Source organism: Nocardia violaceofusca NBRC 14427, assembly GCF_963869435.1.
GTDB classification, from domain to species: Bacteria; Actinomycetota; Actinomycetes; order Mycobacteriales; family Mycobacteriaceae; genus Nocardia; species Nocardia aobensis.
Window position 1 is genome coordinate 57810 of record NZ_CAWMPM010000027.1, and the last position, 25955, is coordinate 83764.

The 25955-nt window shown below is 70.8% G+C and carries 1 protein-coding gene (only partly in view); it reads left to right on the forward strand.

Translation table 11 applies throughout. From position 1 onward, the window contains the following. Positions 1-25732 carry the 3' portion of a non-ribosomal peptide synthetase gene (locus tag AC5592_RS22635; RefSeq protein ID WP_063065372.1) on the forward strand. The gene continues 6062 nt to the left of window position 1, outside the view, so only the last 25732 of its 31794 coding nucleotides appear in the window; the start codon falls outside the window, past its left edge; its stop codon occupies positions 25730-25732. Positions 25733-25955 lie beyond the last annotated feature (223 nt).

The window sequence follows — 25955 nt, forward strand, 5'->3', positions numbered from 1 at the left end:
CTACGCCGGGGGCCGGGTGCGTTTCGCCGTCGGCGGCGATATCCGCGACGCGCTGCGCGAACTCGCCCAGCGGCGACAGGCCACCACCTTCATGGCCGTGCACACCGCGCTGGCGATCTTCGTGGCCCGCATGGCCGGCACCGACGATGTGGCGATCGGCTCGCCGATCGCCGGGCGCGGCGAGCGCGAACTCGACGATCTGATCGGCATGTTCGTCAACACCGTGGTGTTGCGGACCGCGGTGCCCGGCGGCGCGAGCTTCACCGAACTCCTGGATCGCACCCGCGACGCCGACCTGCGTGCCTTCGCGCACGCCGACCTGCCGTTCGAGCGTCTGGTGGAACTGCTCGATCCGGAACGGTCGACCGCGCGGCATCCGCTGTTCCAGGTGGCGCTGGCCTTCGAGAATCTGCCCACCGGCGAGCTGGAGCTGCCGGGGTTGCGGGCCGGAACGGTCGAGCAGGCCGCCGATACCGCGAAATTCGATCTGGCCCTGAACATCCGCGAGACTCCCGACGGCATGGCCGCGGAGTTCGCTTATGCCCGAGACCTTTTCGACCACGCCACGATCGAGGGTTTCGCGAGCCGTTTCCTCGGACTGCTGCGGCAGCTGGTCGCCGAGCCCGAGGCCGCGGTCGGTGACATGTCGCTGCTCAGCGCCGACGAATACGTCCGGCTGACCCGGGTGCGCCCCGACGAGGCGATGGCGACCGCGCTGCTGCCGGAACTGCTGACCGCCGGACTGAGCCTGGGCCGCGACCGGATCGCGGTGCGCTACGAGGGACGGTCGATCACCTACGGCGACCTCGACGACTACTCCTCCAGGCTGGCCCGCCGGCTGATCGCGGCCGGCGTCGGCCCGGAACACCTGGTGGCCGTGGCACTTCCGCGGTCGTTCGAGATGGTCGCCGCGGCCGTCGCGGTGGCCAAGGCCGGCGGCGCCCACGTCCCGGTCGACCCCACCTATCCCGCGGAACGGGTGCGGTACATGGTCACCGACTCGGCGGCCCGGGTCGGCATCACGGTCGCCGCCTACGCCGACGCCCTCCCCGAGGACGTGCGCTGGCTGGTCCTCGACGCGCCCGCGACCGAGGCCGAACTCGCCGCCCTGCCCGCCGATCCGATCGGCGACGCCGACCGGATCGCCACGCTGCGGATGTCGCATCCGGCGTACGTGATCTACACATCGGGCTCGACGGGCAGGCCCAAGGGCGTCACCGTGACGCACGCGGGCCTGGGCGGGCTGGCCCAGTACGCGATCGAACGGTACGGGTTGCGGCCCGAACACCACATGCTGCACATCTGCTCGCCGAGCTTCGACCCGTCGGTCCTGGAATGGATCTGCGCCTTCGCCACCGGCGCGACGCTGGTGGTCGTGCCGGCGCGCATCATCGGCGGCCCCGAACTGGGCACGCTGCTGCGCACGGAAGCCGTGACGCACGCGATCATCACCCCCGCCGTGCTGGGCACCCTGGACGCGGCGGAACAGCCTCAGCTACAAGTACTTTCGGTCGGCGGCGATGTGACCACCGACGAACTGCTGGCGGCCTGGGAGCCCGGCCGCCGCTATTTCAACGGCTACGGTCCCACCGAAACCACCATCATCTCCTCGTACGCGCGGCTGACCGCCGGACAACCGGTCACCATCGGCACTCCGGTGCACGGTATGTCGGCGCTGGTGCTGGACCGGCGACTGCGGCCCGTGGCGCCCGGTGTGGCCGGTGAGCTGTATCTCGCGGGCGGTGGCCTGGCCCGGGGCTACCGCAACCGAGCGGGAGCGACCGCCGAACGCTTCGTGCCGAACCCGTGGGGTAGGCCGGGCAGCCGGATGTATCGCACCGGCGATGTCGTGCGCTGGCGGGCCGTCGCGCCGACGGTGCGCCAGGCACAGCCGGAATGGGAACTGGAGTACGTCGGGCGCTCGGATTTCCAGGTGAAGATCCGCGGCTTCCGCGTCGAACTCGGCGAGATCGACGCGGTGCTCGGCGCCCACCCCGACGTCGACTACGCGACCACCCTGGGACGCGACCATGACACTCGCGGCACCATGCTGGTGTCCTATGTCCTGCCGAAGCCGGGACGTGCGGTCGATCCCGTCGATCTCACCGATTTCGCGGCCCGCCGGTTGCCCTCGCATATGGTGCCCGCCGCGCTGGTAGTCCTCGACAAGATTCCGCTGACTCCGGTCGGCAAGCTGGACCGCAAGGCGCTGCCCGCGCCGGTGTTGGCGCCCACCCGGTACCGCGCACCGGTCGGTGCGGCCGAGGTGCTGGTCGCCGGCACCTTCGCCGCCCTGCTCGGTGTCGAACAGGTGGGTGCGGACGACGACTTCTTCGCCCTGGGCGGCAACTCGCTCATCGCCACGCAGCTCGCCGCCCGCCTGAACAAGGCCACCGCCGACGCGGTGCCGGTCCGCGCGGTCTTCGACGCACCGACCGTGCGGGCGCTGGCCACCCGGATCACGCTGTCGGACAAGGGTTCCGGTGCCGACGGGCCGATCGCCGTCGATCCGCGCCCGGAAATCGTCCCGCTGTCGATCGCCCAGCAGCGCATGTGGATGCTCAACCGCCTGGACACCGGCGGCGGCAGCTACAACATCGCGTTCGCACTGCGGCTCACCGGCAATCTGCACATCGCCGCGTTGCGCGCCGCGATCGCCGATGTGGTGGAGCGGCACGAAACCCTGCGTACCCGCTACCCCGAGCGGGACGGAGTGGCGACCCAATGCGTCGTACCCGCCGCCGTACCGGATCTCGCGCTCACCGATGTCGATGCCACCGAGGTCGCCGCCATGGCGGAAAGCTTGGCGCACAGTCGTTTCGACGTCGCGGACGAGGTTCCCGTGCGCATCCGGCTGTTGCGGGTGCGCCGCGCGCCCGACGCCGAACGCGCCGAACAGACCCATGTCCTGCTGTTCGTCGTCCATCACATCGCGGCAGACGGCTGGTCCTTCGCCCCGCTGACCCGGGACCTCGCCGTCGCCTATCAGGCCCGCACCGCGGGGGCCGCGCCGCAGTGGTCGCCGCTGCCGATCCAGTACGCCGATTACGCCCTGTGGCAGCAGCGCACCCTCGGTGCGGTCACCGACCCCGAATCGGAATCCGCTCGGCAGCTGGAATTCTGGCGTGCGCAATTGTCCGGCGCGCCGGAGCTGTCCGCGCTGCCGACCGACCGACCGCGCCCGGCGATCGCCTCCCAGCGCGGCGGCGCCCGCACCGCACGGCTGAATGCCGCACTGCATCAGCGCGTCCACGACCTGGCGGCGGCACACCGGGCGACACCGTTCATGGTGCTGCACGCCGCCCTGTCGGTACTGCTGGCCCGCTTCGGCGGCAGCGACGACATCGTGATCGGCGCTCCGGTCGCCGGCCGTGGTGATCAGGCGCTCGACGATCTGGTCGGCATGTTCGTCAACACGCTGGTACTGCGCACCCCGGTGCACGGCGAGGACAGCCTCGTCGAACATCTGGACCATGTGCGGGCCGTCGACCTCGCCGCCTTCGACCATGCGACGGTGCCGTTCGAACAGCTCGTCGAAACCCTCAATCCGACTCGCTCCCGGGCACATTCGCCGCTGTACCAGGTGTCGTTGACACTGCAGAACCAGACCCGCGCGCAGCTGCGGCTCGAGGGCCTGGAGATCGCGGCGGTCGAGCCGGCGGCGGCGCCCATCCAGGTCGACCAGCACTGGACCGCGAACGAGACCTACGCCGCGGACGGTACGGCCGCGGGTATCGATCTGCACGTGCACTATGCCGCCGACCTGTTCGACCCGGAGACCGTCGCGGCGCTGCTCGACGGATTCGAACGCATCGTGGCGGCGATGACGGCCGAGGGCACCACCCGGGTCGCCGACGTCGAACTGATGTCGCCGGCCGAACGCGACCTGCTGATCGGCGGGCACAACGCCACCGGTTACCCGGTCGAACCGCGCACCCTGCCCGAACTTCTCGCCGCCCGGCCGCAGCGCCCGGCAGCGCAGGCGGTGACCTTCGAGGGCACCAGCCTGTCCTATCGGGAATTCGACCGGCGGGTGCACCGGCTGGCGCGCTACCTCATCGCCCGCGGCGTCGGTCCGGAAACGACTGTGGCCGTGCGTATTCCGCGATCGCTGGAGTTGGTCGTCGCCATTCACGCGATCGTCGCGGCCGGGGCGGCCTACGTGCCGCTGGATCCCGACCATCCCGTCGACCGCGTGCGCTACGTCCTCGACACCGCGCGGCCCGCCTGTGTGCTGACCACGACCGGCGATTCCGTCCTACCGGCCGGCGTGGACGTGGTGCGGCTGGACCGGCTGGACCTGACCGGCTGTGCCGACGACGCGGTGACCGATGCCGACCGGGTGTCGCCGCTGCGGTCGGAGCATGTGGCGTATGTGATTTTCACGTCGGGTTCGACGGGTCGTCCGAAGGGTGTGGCGGTGAGTCACGGGGCGATCGTGAATCGTCTGGTGTGGATGCAGTCCGAGTACGGACTCGGTGTGGATGATGTGGTGTTGCAGAAGACTCCGGCGACGTTCGATGTGTCGGTATGGGAGTTCTTCTGGCCGTTGCAGGTGGGTGCGCGGTTGGTGGTGGCGCGTCCGGACGGGCACCGCGATCCGGCCTACCTCGCGCGGTTGATGGACGAGGAGGCGGTGACGACGGCGCATTTCGTCCCGTCGATGCTGGCCGTCTTCGCCGGCTCGGTGGCGACGGCGCCGGCGTCGTTGCGTCGCGTGTTCACTTCGGGTGAGGCGTTGGCGGTGGATACGGCCGTGCGCTGGCGCGAGCTGGGTGGTGCGCCGCTGCACAACTTGTACGGTCCGACCGAGGCCGCGGTGGATGTCACCTTCCACGAGGTGAGCGAAGCCGATACCGTGACGGTACCGATCGGCCGTCCGGTGGCCAATACCCGTGTCTACGTGCTCGATTCGACGCTGCGACCGGTACCCGTCGGCGTCACCGGCGAGCTCTATCTGGCGGGCGATCAGCTCGCGCGCGGTTATGTCGGCCGCTGCGAACTGACCGCCGACCGCTTCGTCGCCGACCCGTTCGCTGTATCCGACGGGGCCACTCCCGAGGGCCCTGCGGGGTCACGCTCCGCTACCGCCTCCGGGCCCGCCGGTCGTGCCCCGGCCGGAGCCCGGATGTATCGCACCGGCGACCTGGTGCGCTGGAACCGCACCGGTGAACTGGAATATCTGGGCCGCAACGACTTCCAGGTGAAGCTGCGCGGTCTGCGCATCGAACTCGGTGAGATCGAGGCCGCGCTGACCGCGCAGGCCGACATCGCCCAGGCGGCCGTGGTGGTCGCTGGAGCGGGGGAGCGGGCGCGGCTGCACGCCTATGTCGTGCCCGCCGCGGGCGCTGCCGTCGATTCCGGCGCCGTGCTGACCGCCGCGGGCGTCGCCCTGCCCGCATATATGGTCCCGGCCGGCGTCACGGTGCTGGCGCACCTGCCGGTCAATTCCTCCGGCAAGCTCGACCGCGCCGCCTTGCCGGCCGTCGATCCCGGGGAGAAGTCCGGCTACCGCGCCCCGGCCGAAGGGGCCGAGGCCGTGGTCGCCGCCGTGATGGCCGAATTGCTGGGCCTCGATTCGCCGGGTGCCGGACCCTTCGGCGCCGACGACGACTTCTTCGCCGCCGGCGGTAACTCCCTGCTCGCCATGCGTGTGGTCGCGCGGGTCAATGCCGCCCTGGGATGCGATCTCAACGTCGCGGAAATCTTCGGCGCACCCACCGCCGCCCTGCTGGCCCGCCTCGTCCGGGACGCACCCGACGCGACCGTCCCGGCCCTGACGGCGGGGCCGCGTCCGGATCGAATTCCGTTGTCGCTGGCGCAAACTCGTATCTGGTTGTTGAACCGCATCGAACCGGATTCGGCGATGTACAACATCCCGTTCGCGTTGCGCCTGCGCGGTGATCTGGACGAATTCGCCCTCTCCGAGGCGGTCGCCGATGTGTTGACGCGGCACGAATCGCTGCGCACCACCTTCCCCGAGGACGCCGAGGGCCCGCGCCAGCACATTCGCGCGGTCGAGGACTGCGCCGCGACCGCGCTCACACTGCACGCCGTGAACACCGGTGAGGTGGACGCCGAACTCGCCGCGGCGGCGGCGCGCGGCTTCGACCTGCGGCACGAACATCCGTTGCGCATCAGCGCTTTCCGGGTCGCGCCGGACGAACACATCCTGCTCGTGGTCGTGCACCACATCGCGGCCGACGGCATCTCCACCGCGCCGCTGGCCCGCGACCTGGTGACCGCCTACGCCGCGCGCCGTGCCGCGGCGGTCCCCGACTGGCAGCCGCTGCCGGTGCAGTACGCCGATTTCGCGCTGTGGCAGCACGCCGTGCTGGGGCGCGCCGACGATCCCGAATCCCGCCTGTCCCGCCAGATCGACTTCTGGCGCACCGAGCTGGCCGACCTGCCCGCCGTCGTCGACCTGCCCGGCGATCGGCCGCGGCCGGCGGTGGCGTCGGGCGCGGGTGCGGCGATCGAATTCCGCATTCCGGCCGAGCTGACCGCCGCTGTCGAGACCATGGCCCGCCGCGCGGGCGTGTCGACCTTCATGGTGCTGCACGCGGCCTACGCCACCCTGCTCGCCACCCTGTCCGGCACCGACGACCTGGCCATCGGCACCCCGGTCGCGGGCCGATCGGTGCAGGCACTCGACGATCTGGTCGGCATGTTCGTCAACACGCTGGTGCTGCGCACCCGGATCGGCGCCCATGAGCGGTTCGCCGAGCTGCTCACCCGGGTCCGAGACGCCGACGTGCGGGCATTCGCGCACGCCGACCTGCCGTTCGACCGGCTGGTCGAAGAGGTGAATCCCGAACGCTCCCAGGCGTATGCGCCGATCGTGCAGGTGTTGCTGTCGTTCGAGCAGCGCTCCGGCACCGACCTGCGGCTGCCCGGGCTGGAGGTGACGGATTACCCGCTCGCCAACCCGGTGGCGCAATTCGATCTCGCGCTGTCGCTGGCCGAGGTCGACGGTCCGCAGGGGCGAGAACTGCAGGCGGTGCTGCGATACGCCACCGATCTGTTCGACGCGTCGACGGTATCCGCCTTCGGGCGCCGGCTGCTGCGCGTGCTCACCGCGGTGACCGCGGACCCCGACGTCCGCATCCGGGACATCGACCTGCTGGAACTGTCCGAACGGTTGCAGGTCCTCGACATCTGGAATGCGACCACAGTCGAAATCGACCGCACCGCAACACTTCCCGTGCTGTTCGACGTCCAGGCCGCGCGCACGCCGAAGGCCCCCGCGATCACCTACGCGGAGACGACGCTGACCTATGCCGAATTCGGCGCTCGCGTGAACCGGCTCGCCCGCCACCTGATCGCGGAGGGGGTGGGCCCCGGATCCCTGGTGGCGCTGCATATGCGCCGTTCGCTGGAACTCGTGGTCGGTATGTACGCGACCGTCGCCGCGGGAGCCGGATACGTGCCGCTGGACCCCGACCATCCCGCCGAACGCATCCGCTACGTCCTGGAGACCGCGCGACCGGCCTGTGTGCTCGCCACCACCGATGTGCCGGTGCGGGCGGAGTCGGCGCCGCCCGTGCTCGACCTCGATCGGCTGGACGTGTCCGGCTATGCCGACGGTCCCCTGACGACTGTGGATCGGCGGGGCAGGCTGCGGCCGGAGCATGTGGCGTATGTGATTTTCACGTCGGGTTCGACGGGTCGTCCGAAGGGTGTGGCGGTGAGTCACGGGGCGATCGTGAATCGTCTGGTGTGGATGCAGTCCGAGTACGGGTTGGGTTCGGATGATGTGGTGTTGCAGAAGACTCCGGCGACGTTCGATGTGTCGGTGTGGGAGTTCTTCTGGCCGTTGCAGGTGGGTGCGCGGTTGGTGGTGGCGCGTCCGGACGGGCACCGCGACCCCGCCTACCTCGCGCACTTGATGAGTGCGGAAACGATCACGACCGCGCACTTCGTGCCCTCGATGCTGGATGTTTTCGTCGACGCACTGGCCGATACCTCCGCGATGGCTCCCGCGAACCTGCGCCGCGTGTTCACTTCGGGTGAGGCGCTGGCGGTGGATACGGCCGTGCGCTGGCGCGAGTTGGGTGGTGCGCCGCTGCACAACTTGTACGGTCCGACCGAGGCCGCGGTGGATGTCACCTTCCACGAGGTGAGCGAAGCCGATACCGTGACGGTGCCGATCGGCCGTCCGGTGGCCAATACCCGTGTCTACGTGCTCGATTCGACGCTGCGACCGGTACCCGTCGGCGTGGCGGGTGAGTTGTACCTCGCCGGAACGCAATTGGCCGAGGGGTATATCGCCCGGTCCGGCCTGACCGCCGACCGCTTCGTCGCCGACCCGTTCCGCGCCGGCGAACGCATGTATCGCACCGGCGATATCGCGCGCTGGCAGGCCACCGGCGAACTGGAATACGTGGGCCGCGCCGATTTCCAGGTGAAGGTGCGTGGCCTGCGCATCGAACTCGGCGAAATAGAAAGTGCCCTGCGCGAATCCGAGGGCGTCGCCCAGGCCGTGGCGGTGGTGCGCGACGACCGCGACACCGGCGATCGGATCGTCGCCTACGTGGTCGCCGCATCCGGCCGTGACCTCGACGCCGACCGGCTGCGTGCCGACTGTGCCCGGCGGCTGCCCGAATACATGGTCCCCGCGGTGATCATGGTCATGGACGCGCTGCCACTCAACGCGTCGGGCAAATTGGACCGGAAAGCATTGCCGGAACCCGTTTTCCGGGCACGTGTCTTCCGCGCTCCCGGTACGCGGGCCGAACTCGCCGTCGCCGCGGTCTACGCGGAACTGCTCGGGCTGGACCGCGTCGGACTCGACGACGACTTCTTCGCCCTCGGCGGCAATTCGCTGACCGCCACCCGGGTCGCCGCCCGGCTGGGCGCCGAACTCGATGCCGAACTGCCGGTGCGCCTGATCTTCGACGCTCCGGCCGTCGGTGAATTGGCCGCCCGCGCCGCGGAATTCGCGGGCCGCGGCGCCGCCGTGCCGCTGATCGCGCGCCCGCGTCCGGATCTGGTGCCGCTCTCGCCCGCGCAGCAGCGCATGTGGTTCCTCAACCGGTTCGACCCCGGGCAGAGCGTGCACAACATCCCCGTCGCGCTGCGCCTCACCGGTGCGCTCGATACGGCGGCCCTGGAATCCGCGCTCGCCGACATCGTCGCGCGGCACGAACCGCTGCGCACGGTGTATCCGGACATCGGCGGCATCGGCTATCAGCAGATCCGGCCCGCCGACCACGTACCGGTGCTGTCGCGGCTGCACGGGGACGACATCGCCACGGCGATCGGCACATTCATCGCCGAACCGTTCGATGTGACCACCGAGGTTCCGCTGCGCGTGGCCCTGCTGCCCGTGCGGTCGGAAAGCAGTGCGCCCGAACATATTCTGGTCCTCGTCGTCCACCACATCGCCGCGGACGGCTTCTCGATGGGACCGCTGGCTCGCGATATCGCCACGGCGTACGCGGCCCGCAGCACCGGCACCACCCCGCAGTGGCACGAGCTGGCGATCCAGTACGCCGACTACGCGCTGTGGCAGCGCGAGGTGCTCGGCGCGGAATCCGATCCGGGGTCCTCGGCCGCGCGCCAACTGCAGTTCTGGCGCGATCGGTTGCGCGGACTCCCGGCCCGGCTGGACCTGCCCACGGACCGGCCGCGCCCGGCGGTCGCCGGTCATACCGCCGCCACGGTCACCGTCGACTTCGACGCGCGACTGCGAACCGGCGTGGACGAACTGGCCGGGCGCTACGAGAGCACGCCGTTCATGGTGGTGCACGCCGCGCTGGCAGTACTGCTCGCCCGGATGTCGGGCACCGGCGATATCGCCATCGGCGCACCGGTCGCCGGGCGCGGTGCGGCGGTCCTCGACGATCTGGTCGGCATGTTCGTCAACACCCTCGTACTGCGCGCCGAGATCCAGCCGGCCCAGCCGTTCTCGGCCGTGCTGCGGCAGGTGCGCGAGGGTGATCTCGCCGCGTTCGCCCACGCCGACATCCCGTTCGAGCGCCTCGTCGAGGTGCTCGACCCGCCGCGTTCGCAAGCCCACCATCCGCTGTTCCAGGTGGCGTTGTTCTTCCAGAACCTGAACCCGGTGACCGTCGAGCTGGGTGAGCTGAGCGTCGGTGAGGTGCGCCTCGACACCGCGGTGAATCCGTTCGACCTGCAGGTCACCGTCACAGAACGCGAGATCGGGTTCACCTATGCGACAGAACTCTTCGATGCCGCGACGGTCGAGAGCCTGGCCGCGCGGTTCCTGCGGGTGATCGAATCGGTTGTCGCCGATCCGCGACGCGTCGTCGGCGATATCGACCTGTTCGCCGCCGGTGAGCGCGAGCGCGTACTCACCGAGTGGAACGACTCGGCGCATATCGGTTTCGGGGCGGAGCTGCTGCTCGACGAATTCGAAGCGCAGGCCGCGACCGCGCCGCAGCTGCCCGCCGTGCGCTACGTCCCGGACGACGGCTCGGCGCCGACCGTCCTCACCTACGGTGAACTCGACAGCCGGAGCAACCGCCTCGCGCGCCACCTCATCGCCGCCGGGGTCGGCCCGGAATCGCTGGTCGCCCTGTCGATCCGGCGCTCACCGGCGTTGGTGGTGGCGATGTACGCCGTGCTCAAGGCCGGCGGTGCGTACGTCCCGATCGATCCCGACCATCCGGCCCAGCGCATCGCGCACATCCTGGATACGGCCCGGCCCACGGTGCTGCTCACCACCACCGGCGCCGAGGTGGACTTCGAGGGCCCGACCGTCGCGCTCGATACCGTCGCGCTCGACGCCTACCGCGACGATCCGATCGCGGTGAACGAACGCCACAGCCCGATGTACGCGCACCATCCGGCCTACGTGCTCTTCACCTCCGGTTCCACCGGAAAGCCCAAGGGCGTCACCGTTACCCACGCCGCGATCGTCAATCAGATGACGTGGATGCAGGCCGAATACCGGCTCACCGCCGCGGACGTGTACCTGCAGAAGACCGCGACCACCTTCGACGTCTCGCTGTGGGGCTACTTCCTGCCGTTGCGGATCGGCGCCACCCTGGTGCTCGCAGCCCCGGACGGCCACCGCGATCCGGGCTATCTCGCCGACACCATCGCCGAATACGGCGTCACCGTCACCGATTTCGTGCCCTCGATGCTCAGCGTCTTCGCCGCCCAGGCCGCTCCGGCGCAGGTGCGGTCGCTGCGGCAGGTGTTCGTCATCGGTGAGGCGCTGCCCGCCGAGACGGTGCGGGCGTTCGGTGCGATCAGCCCGGCGCGGCTGCACAACCTGTACGGGCCCACCGAGGCGGCCGTCTCCATCACCTACCGCGATGTCACCGGCGTGACCGACCGCCCGGCCCTGCCGATCGGCCGGCCCGAATGGAACAGCCGCGTCTACGTGCTGGATTCCCGGCTGCAGCCGACCCCACCCGGCGTCGCGGGCGAGTTGTACCTGGCCGGCACCCAGTTGGCGCGCGGCTACTACGGCCGCGCCGACCTCACCGCCGACCGATTCGTGGCCGACCCGTTCGCTGGGTCCGATGGGGGCGCTCCCGAGGGCCCTGCCGGGGGCGCTCCCGAGACCGGTTCCCGCATGTACCGCACCGGCGATCTGGTGCGCTGGGACGCCAGCGGTGACACACCCGAGCTGATCTACCTCGGCCGCACCGACTTCCAGGTGAAATTCCGCGGCCAGCGCATCGAACTCGGTGAGATCGAGGCGGTGCTCGCGGCGGTGCCCGGTGTCGCCGCGGCGGCCGTGCGGATCGTGGCGGCTCCGGGTGGCGACCACCTCATCGGTTTCGTCACCCCGGTCGGCGGATCCGCCGACCCCGGCATCGGTGACCGGGCGCGCGCCGCCGCCGTCGCTCAACTGCCCGGATATATGGTCCCCTCGGCCGTGGTCGCCCTGGACGCGTTCCCGCTCAACGCCTCCGGCAAGCTCGATCGGGGCGCACTGCCCGATGCCGGTGATCCGCGGGTCGCGGCGGTCTTCGGCGGTGACCATTACCGTGAGCCGAGCACGCCCGCCGAGCGGCTGGTCGCCGAGACCTTCGCGCAGGTACTCGGCATCGAACGGGCCGGCGCCGACGACGATTTCTTCGCCCTCGGCGGCAATTCGCTCGTCGCGACCCGGGTACTCGCCCGGCTGGGCGAGCGTCACGGCCGCCGCATTCCGGTCCGGATGCTGTTCGAACACCCGACCGTCGCCGGTCTGGCCGCCGCCATGATCGCCGACACCGACGGCGCCGCAACCGATCTGCTCGGCCCGGTCGCCGCCGAACGCCCCGACGTCGTTCCGCTGGCGCCGGTGCAGCAGGGCATGTGGTTCCTCAACCGCCTGGCCCCGGATTCGGCGGCCGACAACATCGCGGTCGCGGTCCGCATCCTCGGCGATCTCGACGAGGCGACCATGCACGCCGCCTTCACCGATGTGGTCACCCGCCACGAGGCGCTGCGCACCTACTATCCGCTCGACGCCGAGGGCGCGGGCTGCCAGGTGGTCCTGCCACCCGGCCAGGCGCCCATCGAATTCGAGACCCGCGCCGGCGCCGCGGCGCAGCCGATCGCAGACTTCGCCGGACGCGGTTTCGACGTGACCGCCGCACCGCCGGTGCGGGCCCTGCTCATCCGGGAATCCGAGACCAGTCACGTCTTCGTGGTGGTCGTCCATCACATCGCCGCCGACGGCTATTCGCTGAATCCGCTGCTGCGGGATCTGATCGCCGCCTATCTGGCTCGCCGCGCCCGGACCGCGCCGAACTGGCCCGAATTGCCCGTGCAGTATGCGGATTACGCACTGTGGCAACAGGAGTCGCTGGTCGCCGCCGAGGCCGAACACCTGGACTTCTGGACCCGCACGCTGGCGGATCTGCCGGACGAGCTCGCCCTGCCCGTCGATCGGCCGCGCCCGCCCGTGGCCTCGCGCCGTGGTGCGGTCGTGCGCGGTCGCATCGACGGCACCGTCGCCGGTGCGGTCCACCGCCTCGCCAAGGCGCACGGCGCGACCCCGTTCATGGTCTGGCACGCCGCCCTGTCGGTGCTGCTGGGTCGGCTGTCCGGCGGTGACGACGTCGCCGTCGGCACCCCCGTCGCCGGGCGCGGCGCCAGCGCACTGGACGAGCTGGTCGGCATGTTCGTCAACACCCTGACGTTGCGGACGAGGCCCCGGAACGCCGACAGCTTCGATGCGGTACTCGACCACACGCGGGCCGTCGATCTGGCCGCATTCGCCCATGCGGCACTGCCTTTCGATCGCGTGGTCGACGCCCTGGGCGTGACGCGCACGGCCGACCGCAACCCACTGTTCACGGTGTCGCTGAGCTATCTCAACCTCGGCTCGCAGACCCATGCCGTGCCCGGACTGATCCTCGAACCGGTCGAATTCGACCGCCCCGTGGCCAAATTCGACCTGCAGTTCACCGTGTCGGACGAACTCGACGCCGACGGGCATCTGCCGCTCGAACTCACCTACGCCACCGATCTGTACGACCCGGCCACCGCGGCGGGCCTGCTGCGGCGGCTGGGCCGGGTGATCGGTGCGGCCGTCGCCGAACCGCAGCGCGCCGTCGGCGATATCGACCTGCTGTCGCCGGCCGAACACGCGGCCCTGCTCGACGCCCGCCCCACGCCCTTCGTCGCCGCCCGCACCCTGGCGGAGTTCCTGGCCGAGGCGGCCCGGCGCAACCCCACCGGTACCGCGCTGTGCGGCGACGGCCGGGATGTGAGCTACGCGGAACTGGATGCCGAGTCCAGCCGGTTGGCGCGGGTCCTGATCGAATCCGGCGTCGGCGCCGAGGATTTCGTCGCGATCGCGATCACCCGCTCGGTGCGGTGGGTGGTGGCCTGGTGGGCGGTGGCGAAGGCGGGAGCCGCCTTCCTGCCGGTCGACCCGGACTATCCGGCCGAGCGGATCGCGCATATGCTCGCCGATTCCGGTGCGGCCCTGGGCATCACGACCGTCGCCGACGCCGCCGCGCTCCCCGGCACGGTGCGCGCGATCACCGTCGACGCGCCGGATATCGCCGCGCGCCTGCGCACTACCTCCGCCGAGCCGATCGCAGCGCACGAACTGCTGCGCCCGGTCCGGTTGCAGAATCCGGCATGGATGATCTACACCTCCGGCACGACCGGGAAGCCGAAGGGCGTCGTGGTGACGCACGGCGGAATCGGGGCGATCGTGGCCGCGCATCGCCGGCACTATCGGATCGACTCGGGCGCGCGGGTCCTGCACGCCTCCTCACCGAGCTTCGACGCCTCCATGCTGGAACTGCTGATGGCCTTCGCGGGCTCGGCCACCGCCGTCATCGCGCCGGTCGGCGTCTACGGTGGCGACGAATTGACGGAATTGCTGGCAGCCCAACGGGTGTCGCACGCCTTCATCACTCCCGCCGTACTGCGGACCCTCGACCCCGCCGCGCTGCCGCGGCTGCGTCGGCTGACGGTCGGTGGTGAGGCCTACGGTCCGGACCTGATGGCCCGCTGGGCCGCGGACCGCGAATTCCACAACACCTACGGCCCGACCGAAACCACCGTCTTCGCGACCGTGAGCGCGGTGAAGCGTCCGGGTGACCCGCTGGATATGGGTGCTCCGATCGCCGGGATGTCGGCGGTGGTACTCGACGGGCGCTTGCGCCCGGTACCGGCCGGCGTCACCGGTGAGCTGTATCTGCGCGGGCCGGGTCTGGCGCGCGGCTACCACGCGCGGGCGGCGCTGACGGCCGAACGTTTCGTCCCCGATCCGCACGGCGCGCCGGGCGAGCGGCTCTACCGCACCGGCGATCTGGTGCGCTGGGTCGCGCGCGGCGAGGAATACGTCGTCGAATATGTGGGCCGCTCGGATCACCAGGTGAAGGTGCGCGGTCTGCGTATCGAACTGGGCGAGGTCGACGCGGTGCTCGGCGCGCACGAGTCGGTCGAATTCGCCGCCACCCTGGGACATCTCGACGCCACGGGGGAGACGTCGCTGGTCGCCTATGTGGTCCCCGCGCCCGGGCACACCGTCGACGTGGACGACGTGGTGGCCCATGCCTCCCGCAGCCTCACCGCGTACATGGTTCCGGCCGCGATCATGGTCATCGACCGGATTCCACTGACGCCGACCGGCAAACTGGACCGGAAGGCATTGCCGGAGCCGGTTTTCCGGGTCGCGGAATTCCGTGCCCCGCGCACGGCCGCCGAATCCACGGTCGCCGAGATCGTGGCCGGGGTGCTCGGCCTCGGCGAATCCCGCCGCCTCGGGCTCGACGACGACTTCTTCGCGCTCGGTGGAAACTCCCTCACCGCAACCCGATTGGCCGCGCGGCTCGGCGCGGCGTTCGACACGGCGGTGCCGGTGCGCGCCGTCTTCGAACATCCCACGGTGGCCGCGCTGGCGTCCGCGGCCGCGGCGCCGGAGGGCGCGCGGGCCCGGGTGGCGCTGACCCCGCGCGCTGTCGACGGGCCGGTGCCGCTGTCGCTCGCGCAGCAGCGCATGTGGCTGCTCAACCGTATGGACGAACACTCCGCCGCGTATACGATCCCGCTGGCCATGCGGCTGAGCGGCGATCTCGACGTGGCCGCGCTGAACGCCGCGTTCGCCGATGTGATGGCCCGGCACGAGGTGCTGCGCACGGTGTATCCGCAGACCGAGGCCGGACCGGTGCAGGTGATCCTCCCCGTCGCCGACGCCTCGGCGCCGCGGCTGGCGCCGGTGCCGCTGCCCGGTGCCGACATGCTCGACGCGGTATCGCAGTTCGTCACCGAGCCGTTCGACGTGACGGCCGCGGTGCCGCTGCGGGCCCGGCTGTTCGCCGTCACCGACGCACCGGGCAGCGAGTACGTGCTCGTCGTGGCCGTCCACCACATCGCCGCCGACGGTTCCTCCCTGGTCCCGCTGGCCCGCGACGTGATGACCGCGTACGCCGCCCGCCGCACCGGGACCGCGCCCGGCTGGACGCCGCTGCCGGTCCAGTACGCCGACTTCGCGCTCTGGCAGCGGGAGGTGCTCGGCTCCGAGGACGATCCGGATTCGCCGGCCGCCCGCCAGATCGGCTACTGGACGCGCGCGCTGGCGGGGCTGCCCGACCAGCTGGCGCTGCCCACCGATCGGCCGCGTCCGGCGACGGTCTCCACCGCCGGCGCCGCCGTGGACTTCACCGTGGAAGCGGCGGCACACACCCGCCTGATCGAGATCGGCCGCGCCCACGGCGCGACGCTGTTCATGGTGATGCACGCCGCCTTCGCGACCTTGCTGGCGCGGCTGGCCGCCTCGACGGATATCGCGATCGGCACGCCCATCGCGGGCCGCGGCGACGGAGCGCTCGACGAGTTGGTCGGCATGTTCGTCAACACCCTGGTGTTGCGCACCGAGGTCGATCCGGGGGCCGGCTTCGCCGCACTGCTCGCGGGTGTGCGTGACGGCGATCTGGCCGCCTTCTCCCATGCCGACATCCCGTTCGAGCGGTTGGTCGAGGTGCTGAACCCGGTCCGGTCGACCGCCCGGCATCCGCTGTTCCAGGTCGGCATCTCCTTCCACAATCAGGCCGCCGCGGAGTTCGCGCTGGACGGATTGACGGTGAGCGCGGCGGACTTCGACACCGCCGTCTCGCAGTTCGACCTGCATCTGGTGATTACCGACCGCTACGACGCGTCCGGTGCGCCGCTCGGCATGGCCGCCTCCCTCACCTACGCCACCGCGCTCTTCGACGCCCCCACCGTGGCCGGCTTCGGCGAGCGGCTGCTGCGGCTGCTGGATGCGGTGTGTGCCGATCCGGACCGGGCCGTCGGCTCGGTGGATCTGCTCGCACCGCGGGAACGCGCGCGGATTCTGCAAACCTGGAACGACACGGCCGAACCGGGTTGCGCGACAACGCTTCCTGAGATGTGGAACGCGACGGTGGCAGCCGCTGGTACGGCACCGGCGCTGATCATCGATCGCGACGGCACCGGTGAACCCGTTTCCTATGCCGAGCTGTCGGCACAGGTCAATCGGCTCGCCCGGCATCTCATCGCGCTGGGCGTCGGACCGGAGACGCGCGTGGCGCTGGCCCTGCGCCGTTCCCGGGAGCTGATCGCCGCCATGTACGCGGTCAGCGTCGCCGGCGGTGCGTATGTGCCGGTCGATCCGGACCAGCCGGCCGAACGCGTCGGCTACATCCTCTCGACCGCCGCACCGCTGTGTGTGCTGACCACCTCGGATATCGCGCCGACGCTGCGGGACGAGTCGGTGCGAGTGGTGGACGTCGACGCCGTGCCGGATCTGGCCACCGCGCCGGTGACCGATCGGGACCGCCGTGCTCCGCTGCTGCCGCAGCATCCGGCCTATGTCGTCTTCACCTCCGGATCGACGGGCCGGCCGAAGGGCGTCACCGTCTCCCACGAGGCGATCGTCAATCAATTGCGTTGGAAGACAGCGGAATTCGACCTGCGCGCCGACGACGCGGTGTTGCTGAAGACCGCCGCCACCTTCGACCTCTCGGTCTGGGAGTTCTGGTCCGCCGCCGTCTCCGGCGGCCGGCTCGTGGTCGCCGCACCGGACGGCCATCGCGATCCCGCCTACCTCGACGAGCTGATGCGGCGTGAACAGGTGACCACGCTGCATGTCGTCCCGTCGATGCTCGACGCGCTGCTCACCGCCTCCGGTGGCAGCCTGCCGGCCTCGCTGCGCCGCGTGCTCGCCATAGGCGAGGCCCTGCCCGCCACCACCGCGCAGCGCGTGCGCCGGGACAGTTCCGCCCGGCTCTACAACCTCTACGGCCCGACCGAGGCCGCGGTCTCGATCACCGTCCACGCGGTCGACGACACCGATACGGTGGCGGTCCCGATCGGCCGTCCGGAGGCCAACAGCCGGGTGTACGTGCTGGATTCGCGGCTGCTGCCGGTGCCGGTGGGCGTGCCCGGTGAGCTGTATCTCGCCGGTGCGCAGCTGGCTCGCGGCTATCACGGCCGCGCAGATCTGACCGCGGAACGGTTCGTGGCCGATCCGTTCGAACCCGGAACGCGCATGTACCGCACCGGCGACGTGGTGGCGTGGAACGCGGCCGGCGAACTCGAATACCGGGGCCGCACCGATTTCCAGGTGAAGGTGCGGGGCTTCCGCATCGAACTCGGGGAAATCGAGGCGGCGCTGCTCGCGCTGCCGGCACTCGCCCAGGTCGCCGTGCTGGCGGTCTCCGATCCGCGCACCGCCGACCGGCTGGTCGCCTACCTCGTCCCGTCCGCCGGGGATATCGATGTCGCCGACGTGAAAAAGGCACTGGCACAGACACTTCCGTCGTACATGGTGCCCGAGGCGTTCGTCGTCCTCGATGCGCTGCCGCTCACCGTGAACGGCAAGCTGGACCGGGCCGCGCTGCCCCGCCCCGCCTTCGAGGCGACGGCCTACCGCGCCCCCGCGGGCCCGGTGGAACAGACGATCGCCGACATCTACGCCGAGGTGCTGGGGTCGCCTCGAGTCGGCGCCGACGACGATTTCTTCGCCCTCGGCGGCAATTCGCTGCTGGCCACCCAGGTATCGGCCCGCCTCGGCGCGGCCCTGGACGCCCGGATTCCGGTCCGGCTGCTGTTCGAGGCATCGACGGTGGCCGCGCTCGCGGTGCGGGTGGACGGCCACATCGGCTCCGGCGGCCGCACGGCGCTGACCGCCGGACCACGGCCCGAGGCGCTGCCGCTGTCGCTGGCGCAGCAGCGGATGTGGTTCCTCAACCAGTTCGAACCCGAATCCGCGGCCTACAACGTGCCCGTCGCCGTGCGGCTGCGCGGTGAGCTGCGGGTCGACGCACTGCAACAGGCGGTGCTCGACGTGCTGGGCCGGCACGAGGTGTTGCGCACCGTCTACCCGCAGACGGCTCAGGGCGTCGTGCAGCACATCCTGCCCGCGTCGCAGGCGGGCGCGGATCTCACGCCGCGGCCGGTCGGCGCGGAGGAGGTCGCGGCGTGCATCGCCGAACTGGCCTCGGCCGGGTTCGACGTGAGCGCAGAGGTGCCGATTCGCGTTGCGCTGCTGCGGCTTTCGGCAGAAGAACACGTGCTGGTGTTCGTGGTGCATCACATCGCCGCCGACGGCTGGTCCATGCGGCCGCTGACCCGCGATGTGATGCTCGCCTATACCGCCCGCCGCGCGGGCGAGACTCCACACTGGTCCCCGCTGCCGGTGCAGTATGCGGATTACGCGCTCTGGCAGCGGCAGGCGCTCGGCTCGGAAGACGATGCGCGGAGCCTGATCTCGACGCAGGCCCGCTATTGGCGCGAGCAGCTGGCCGGCCTGCCGGACGAGGTCAATCTGCCCGCCGATCGCCCGCGTCCGGCGGTGCAGTCCGCGCGCGGTGGACGAGTGGTGTTCTCCCTCTCGGGGCAGCTGCGCGCGGATCTGGTCGAGCTGGGTCGCGCCCACAACGCGACACTGTTCATGGTGGTGCACGCCGCGTGGGCGCTGTTCGTGGCACGGATGGCCGGTACCGACGACGTCGCCGTCGGCACCCCGATCGCGGGCCGCGGCGAGGCCGAACTCGACGATGTGGTCGGCATGTTCGTCAACACCCTCGTGCTGCGCACCCGGGTACCGGGCGAGGTGAGCTTCGCCGAATTGCTCCGCGCCGCACGCGATACCGACCTGCAGGCGTTCGGGCACGCCGATCTGCCGTTCGAACGGTTGGTGGAGCTGGTGAATCCGGAGCGCTCCACGGCACGCCATCCGCTGTTCCAGGTGATGCTGACCTTCCAGAACCTGCCGCAGCGCGATGTCGCACTGCCCGGTCTGCGGGTCGAGGCCGTCGATTTCGATTTCGACGCCGAACAATTCGATCTGTCGCTGACCGTGCAGGAAACCGGGGAGGGTCTGCTCGCCGACCTCTCCTACGCGCGTGATCTGTTCGACCACACCACGGTCGAGTCGTTCGCCCGGCGCTTCACCGGACTGCTCGCGGCCGTGGCCGCCGCGCCGGAGCAGACCGTCGGCAGCCTGCCGTTGCTGTCCGAGGCGGAGTACGAGCAGTTCACCCGGATGGACGGCGGCCCGGTCCTCGCCGAGGGGCTGCTGCCGGAGATCTTCACGCGCGGCCTGCGTCACGGCGCCGACCGGGTCGCGGTGCGCATCGACGGCCGATCGGTGACCTACGGGGAGCTGGACCGGCAGTCCTCGCAGCTGGCCCGGGTGCTCATCGACGCGGGGGTCGGGCCGGAGCGGTCGGTGGCGATCGCGCTGCCGCGCTCCTACGAGATGATCGCCGCGGTCTGGGCGGTCGCGAAGGCCGGCGGCGCGTACGTGCCGGTCGATCCGAGCTATCCGCCCGATCGGGTGCGGCACATGGTGGTCGACTCCGCCGCCGTAATCGGCATCACCACAGGGGAATTCGCCGCCGATCTGCCCGCGGCCACCACGTGGTTGTCACTGGACGACGAGACCACCGCCGCCGCCTGCGCGCGCCGCTCGCCCGATCCCATCACCGACGCCGACCGCCTCCGTCCGCTGCGCCCGGACAACGCCGCCTACACCATCTACACCTCGGGTTCGACCGGTCTGCCGAAGGGCGTGACGGTCACGCACCGGCGGGTCGCCAATCTGGCCGCCCATGCCACCCGACTGTGCCGGGTGGAACCGCGGCACCGCTTCCTGCACGTCTGCTCGCCGAGTTTCGATCAGTCGCTGGAGGAGTGGCTGCTGACCTTCGGCAGCGGAGCCACCCTGGTCATCGCGCCGCCGTCGGTGCTGGGCGGACAGGAACTCGCGGATCTGCTGCGCGACGAGCGGGTCACCCACACCATGATCACCCCGGCCATGCTGGCCACCGTGGATCCGTCCGGACTGCCGGACCTCGAGGTCGTCGGCGCCGGCGGCGACGCGACCACGCCGGAACTGCTGGCCAAATGGCAGCCCGGCCGCCGCTTCGTCAACAGCTACGGCCCGACCGAGGCCACCATCTCCTCCGCGTACGCAGTTCTGGTCGCGGGCGTGCCGATCACCATCGGCACCCCGGTGCCGGGCACGACCACGCTCGTGCTCGACGCGCGCATGCAGCCGGTGCCGCCCGGTGTCGCGGGTGAGCTGTACGTCGTGGGCGAGGCCCTGGCCCGCGGGTACCACGCCCGGGCAGGGCTGAGCGCCGGCCGTTTCGTCGCCTGCCCGTGGGGTGCGCCCGGCACCCGGATGTATCGCACCGGCGACCTGGTCCGCTGGATCGTCGGCGGCACCGGTGAGTGGGAGCTGGAATATCTGGGCCGCACCGACTTCCAGGTCAAGGTGCGCGGCTTCCGCATCGAACTCGGCGAGATCGACGCGGTGCTCACCGGTCACGACGACGTCGATTTCGCGGTCACCCTGGGCCGCGAAACCCCGGCCGGTGCCACCGCGCTGGTGTCGTATGTGTGTGCGGTGCCGGGACGTGCGATCGATCCGCAGCAGCTGACCACCTACGCCGCGCGCAGTCTGCCGTCGCATATGGTGCCGGCCGCGGTCGTCGTCCTCGACCGCGTGCCGCTCACCCCGGTGGGCAAACTGGATCGAAAAGCGTTGCCGGAACCGCAGTTCCAGGCACGGCCGTACCGCGAGCCGGCCACGCCGCAGCAGCGTCTGGTCGCCGCGGTGCTGGCCGAGGCGCTCGGCGTGCCCCGCGTCGGCGCCGACGACGACTTCTTCGAACTCGGCGGCAACTCGCTCATCGCCACCCAGGTCGTCGCGCGCCTGGGCGCCCGGTCGGCGACCCGGATCCCGGTCCGCACGGTGTTCGAGGCGCCGACGGTGCGTGCGCTGGCCGAACGGCTCGCCGCCCACGCCGGTACGGCGAGGGTCGAGCTCACCGCCCGGACCCGGCCGCACCGGATCCCGTTGTCGCCGGCCCAGCAGCGGATGTGGTTGCTCAACCGCATGGATCCCGCCTCCGCGGCCTACAACGTACCGTTCGCGGTGCGCCTGACCGGTGCGGTGGACGCCGCGGCACTCGAGCTCGCCTTCGCCGATGTGGTCGAGCGGCACGAGGTCTTGCGGACCGTCTACCCGCAGGCCGACGACGGACCGTTCCAGCAGATCCTGGCCGACGCGGACGCCGGGTTCACGGTCGGATCGGTGACCGCCGGCGAGGTGGAAAGCGCAGTCTCGCACATACTTTCGTGCCCCTTCGACGTCACGCGTGACATTCCGGTGCGCGCGGCACTGCTGCGGGTCACGGATACGTCCGAGCACATCGTGGTGCTGTCGATGCACCACATCTGCGCCGACGGCGCCTCGGCCGTGCCGCTGACCCGGGATCTGCTGACCGCCTACGCGGCGCGCACGGCCGCGGCGGCGCCGCAGTGGTCCGCGCTGCCGGTGCAGTACGCCGATTACGCACTGTGGCAGCGCGAACTGCTCGGCGCGGAGGACGATCCGCGGTCGCTGGTCGCGGGCCAGCTCGCGCACTGGCGGTCCGCCCTCGCGGATCTGCCCGAACAGCTGCCACTGCCCACGGACCGGCCGCGCCCGAAGGTGCAGTCGCTACGGGGCCGGGCGCTGACGTTCGAGATCGGCGCCGAGCGGCATGCCGCCCTGCACCGGTTGGCACGGACCCGGCACGCCTCCCTGTTCATGGTGGTCCGCGCCGCGCTGTCGATCCTGCTGGCCCGGCTCGCCGCCACCGAGGATGTCGCGGTCGGTGCGCCGATCGCGGGCCGGGGCGAGGCGGAACTCGACGACCTGATCGGCATGTTCGTCAACACCCTGGTCCTGCGTGCTCGGGTCGCGCCGCAGGCATCGTTCGCCGAACTGCTCGACCAGGTGCGCGAGACGGATCTGGCCGCCTTCGCCAACAGCGATGTGCCGTTCGAGCGGCTGGTGGAACTGCTCGATCCGGTCCGGTCGACGGCACGGCATCCGCTGTTCCAGGTGGGTCTGTCGTTCCAGAACCTGAATCGGACCGAGGTGCGGCTGCCCGGCGTGACGGTCAGTGAACTGGAGATCGACACGCGCACATCGCAATTCGATCTGCACTGGTATCTGACGGACACCTACGACGAGCAGGGCGCCCCGGCGGGCATCTCGGCCGCCGTCACCTACGCCACCGACCTGTTCGACGCGGCCACGGTGCAGCACTTCGTGCAGCGCTTCCTGCGGGTGATCGACCGGGTCGCCGCCGACGCGGAGGTCACGATCGGCGATATCGACCTGCTGGACGACGCCGAACGCACCCGCATCCTGGTCGACTACAACGACACCGCGCGGGAGCTGCCGCCGGTTTCGGGCAGCGACCATCCGGACACGCTGACCGCCCGGTTCGCGTCCGCGGTGGCCGCACATCCGGAGGCGGTGGCGCTCGCCGAGGATCGCTCGGGAAGTGCTGTGGCACAACGGGTGCTGACCTACGCCGAATTCGATGCGCGTAGCAACCGGCTGGCGCGGTATCTGATCGGGCGCGGGATCGGCCCGGAGCAGCGGGTGGCGGTGGCGCTGCCGCGCTCGGTCGAACTGCTGGTCGCCGTCTACGCGGTACTCAAGGCCGGCGCCGCCTATGTGCCGATCGATCCGGATCAGCCGGACGAGCGCGTTCGGCACATCCTCGACACCGCGGCGCCGGAATGCACACTGGCACTCGCGGATTCGACGATCGACGGCGCGCTCGCAATGGATCGGCTGGACCTCACCGAATACGGCGACGCCGCCGTCACCGATGCGGACCGGGTGCGCCCGTTGTGTCCCGAGACCATCGCCTACGTGATCTTCACCTCCGGGTCGACGGGCCGCCCGAAGGGTGTGGCGGTCAGCCACCGGGCGATCGTGAACCGGTTGGTGTGGATGCAGTCGGAATACCGGCTCGACACCGACGATGTGGTGTTGCAGAAGACGCCCGTCACCTTCGACGTGTCGGTGTGGGAGTTGTTCTGGCCGTTGCAGATCGGGGCGAGGCTGGTGCTGGCCGCACCGCAGGGTCACCGCGATCCCGCGTACCTGGCCCGCCTGATCGCGGCCGAATCGGTCACCACCGTGCATTTCGTACCGTCGATGCTCGCGGTGTTCGCCGCCGAGTCGGCGGCCGGGGCCGGTGGCTCGCTGCGGCGCGTGTTCGCCTCCGGCGAGGCGCTACCGCCGGCGGTGGCGCAGCGGTTGCGGACGCTGACCGGCGCCCGGTTGCACAACCTCTACGGGCCGACCGAGGCCGCGGTGGACGTGACGTACCACGAGGTCACCGATGCCGACACCGCTGGGGTGCCGATCGGCCGGCCGGTCTTCAACACCCGTGTCTACGTGCTGGATTCGCGACTGCGCCCGGTGCCCGCGGGTGTCACCGGCGAGCTGTATCTCGCCGGAACCCAGCTGGCGCGCGGCTATCTCGCGCGACCCGATCTGACCGCGGACCGGTTCGTGGCCGACCCCTTCATGGGCGGGTCCGGGGGCATGGGCGCAGTGGGCACGGGCGGGGAACGCATGTACCGCACCGGCGATCTGGTGGTGTGGAACGCCGACGGTGAGCTGGAGTACCGCGGCCGCTCGGACTTCCAGGTGAAGCTGCGCGGGCTGCGCATCGAGCCCGGGGAGATCGAGGCGGCGCTGGTCGCGCAGCCCGAGGTCGCGCAGGCCGTCGCGCTGGTGCGCGGTGACGACGGTACCGACCAGCAGTTGGTGGCCTACGTGGTCGCCGAGGCCGGTCACCCCGTCGACGCCGAGCGGCTGCGGACCGAACTCGCGCGGCGGCTGCCCGGCTATATGGTTCCGGCGGCCGTGGTCGTCCTCGACGACCTTCCGGTGAACGCGTCCGGCAAGCTCGACCGCCGCGCCCTGCCGGCGCCGCCGCGCGCGGTGCGCGAGTTTCGCGCTCCGCGGACCCCGGCCGAGGCACTGGTCTGTACCACCTTCGCGCAGGTGCTGGGTGCGGAGCGGATCGGCCTGGAGGACAACTTCTTCGAATCCGGCGGCACGTCGCTCTCGGCGACCACGCTCGCGGCGCGGCTGAGTGCGGCCCTCGGGCGGCAGGTGCCGGTGCTGACGTTGTTCACCGCGCCGACGCCCGCGGCAGTGCTGGCCGAACTGGAGCGGGCGGCGGACGAGATCGATGCCGATGCCGCCTTCGATGTGCTGCTTCCGTTGCGGCGCAACGGTATCGGCGAGCCGCTGTTCTGTGTGCATCCGGTCGGTGGTGTCGCCTGGTCGTTCGCCGGCTTGGCCGCCTCGGTGCAGCGGCCGCTCTACGGCCTGCAATCGCCCGCGCTGAGCGGAGAGGACCTGCCCGGCACCGTCGAACAGTGGGCGCGGCGTTATGTCGAGGCGATCCGCTCGGTGCAGCCGGAAGGGCCCTATCACCTGCTGGGCTGGTCGCTCGGCGGTGTGCTCGCCCATGCCGTCGCGGTGCAACTGCAGGACGAGGGTGAGCGGGTCGACCTGCTGGCCGTGATGGACAGCCGGTTCGGCGAACCGGATGCCGACGAGTCCGAGCCGGTCGCGACGGCGGAACTGCTGGGCGGCCTGCTGGGGGACCGGTTCGAGGAGTTCGGCGACGCCATGCCGGACGATCCTGCCGCGATCCTGGACGCGCTGCCCGAACCGTTCGCGTCGCTGGGCCGGGAGCGGATCACCGCCGTCCTCGAGGCGGCGCTGGGATCGGTCGATCTGGCCGCCTCCTACCGGCCCCGGATCTACCGCGGTGATCTGACGTACTTCGTCGCCGCCCACGACGCCTCGAGCGAGCCGGCCGCCGAACGGTGGATACCGGCGGTCAGTGGAACGGTGCGGCGCCACCACCTGCCCACCACCCACTGGCGCATGACTTCCGCGGAATCGTTGCGACGCATCGGCGCGGTGGTCGGCGAACACCCGGACGACAGCGAAACGGACTGATCCGCATCGCTTGTCGCCTCATCAGCCCGGAGCCGATCAGGTTCCGTGCGGCCCTCGGGCGCCGGTCCGGCGACCGCGGTTCGCGACCGTGAAAGGAAGAAGGAAGAAAAGTATGGACGGCACTGTCGACTACGCCGCGATCATCACTCAGGTGCTGAGCTTCCTCAGCTCCGGTTCCAGCATCGCCTACACCCCGAAGTAAACCCGCACCAGCAAAGGATTT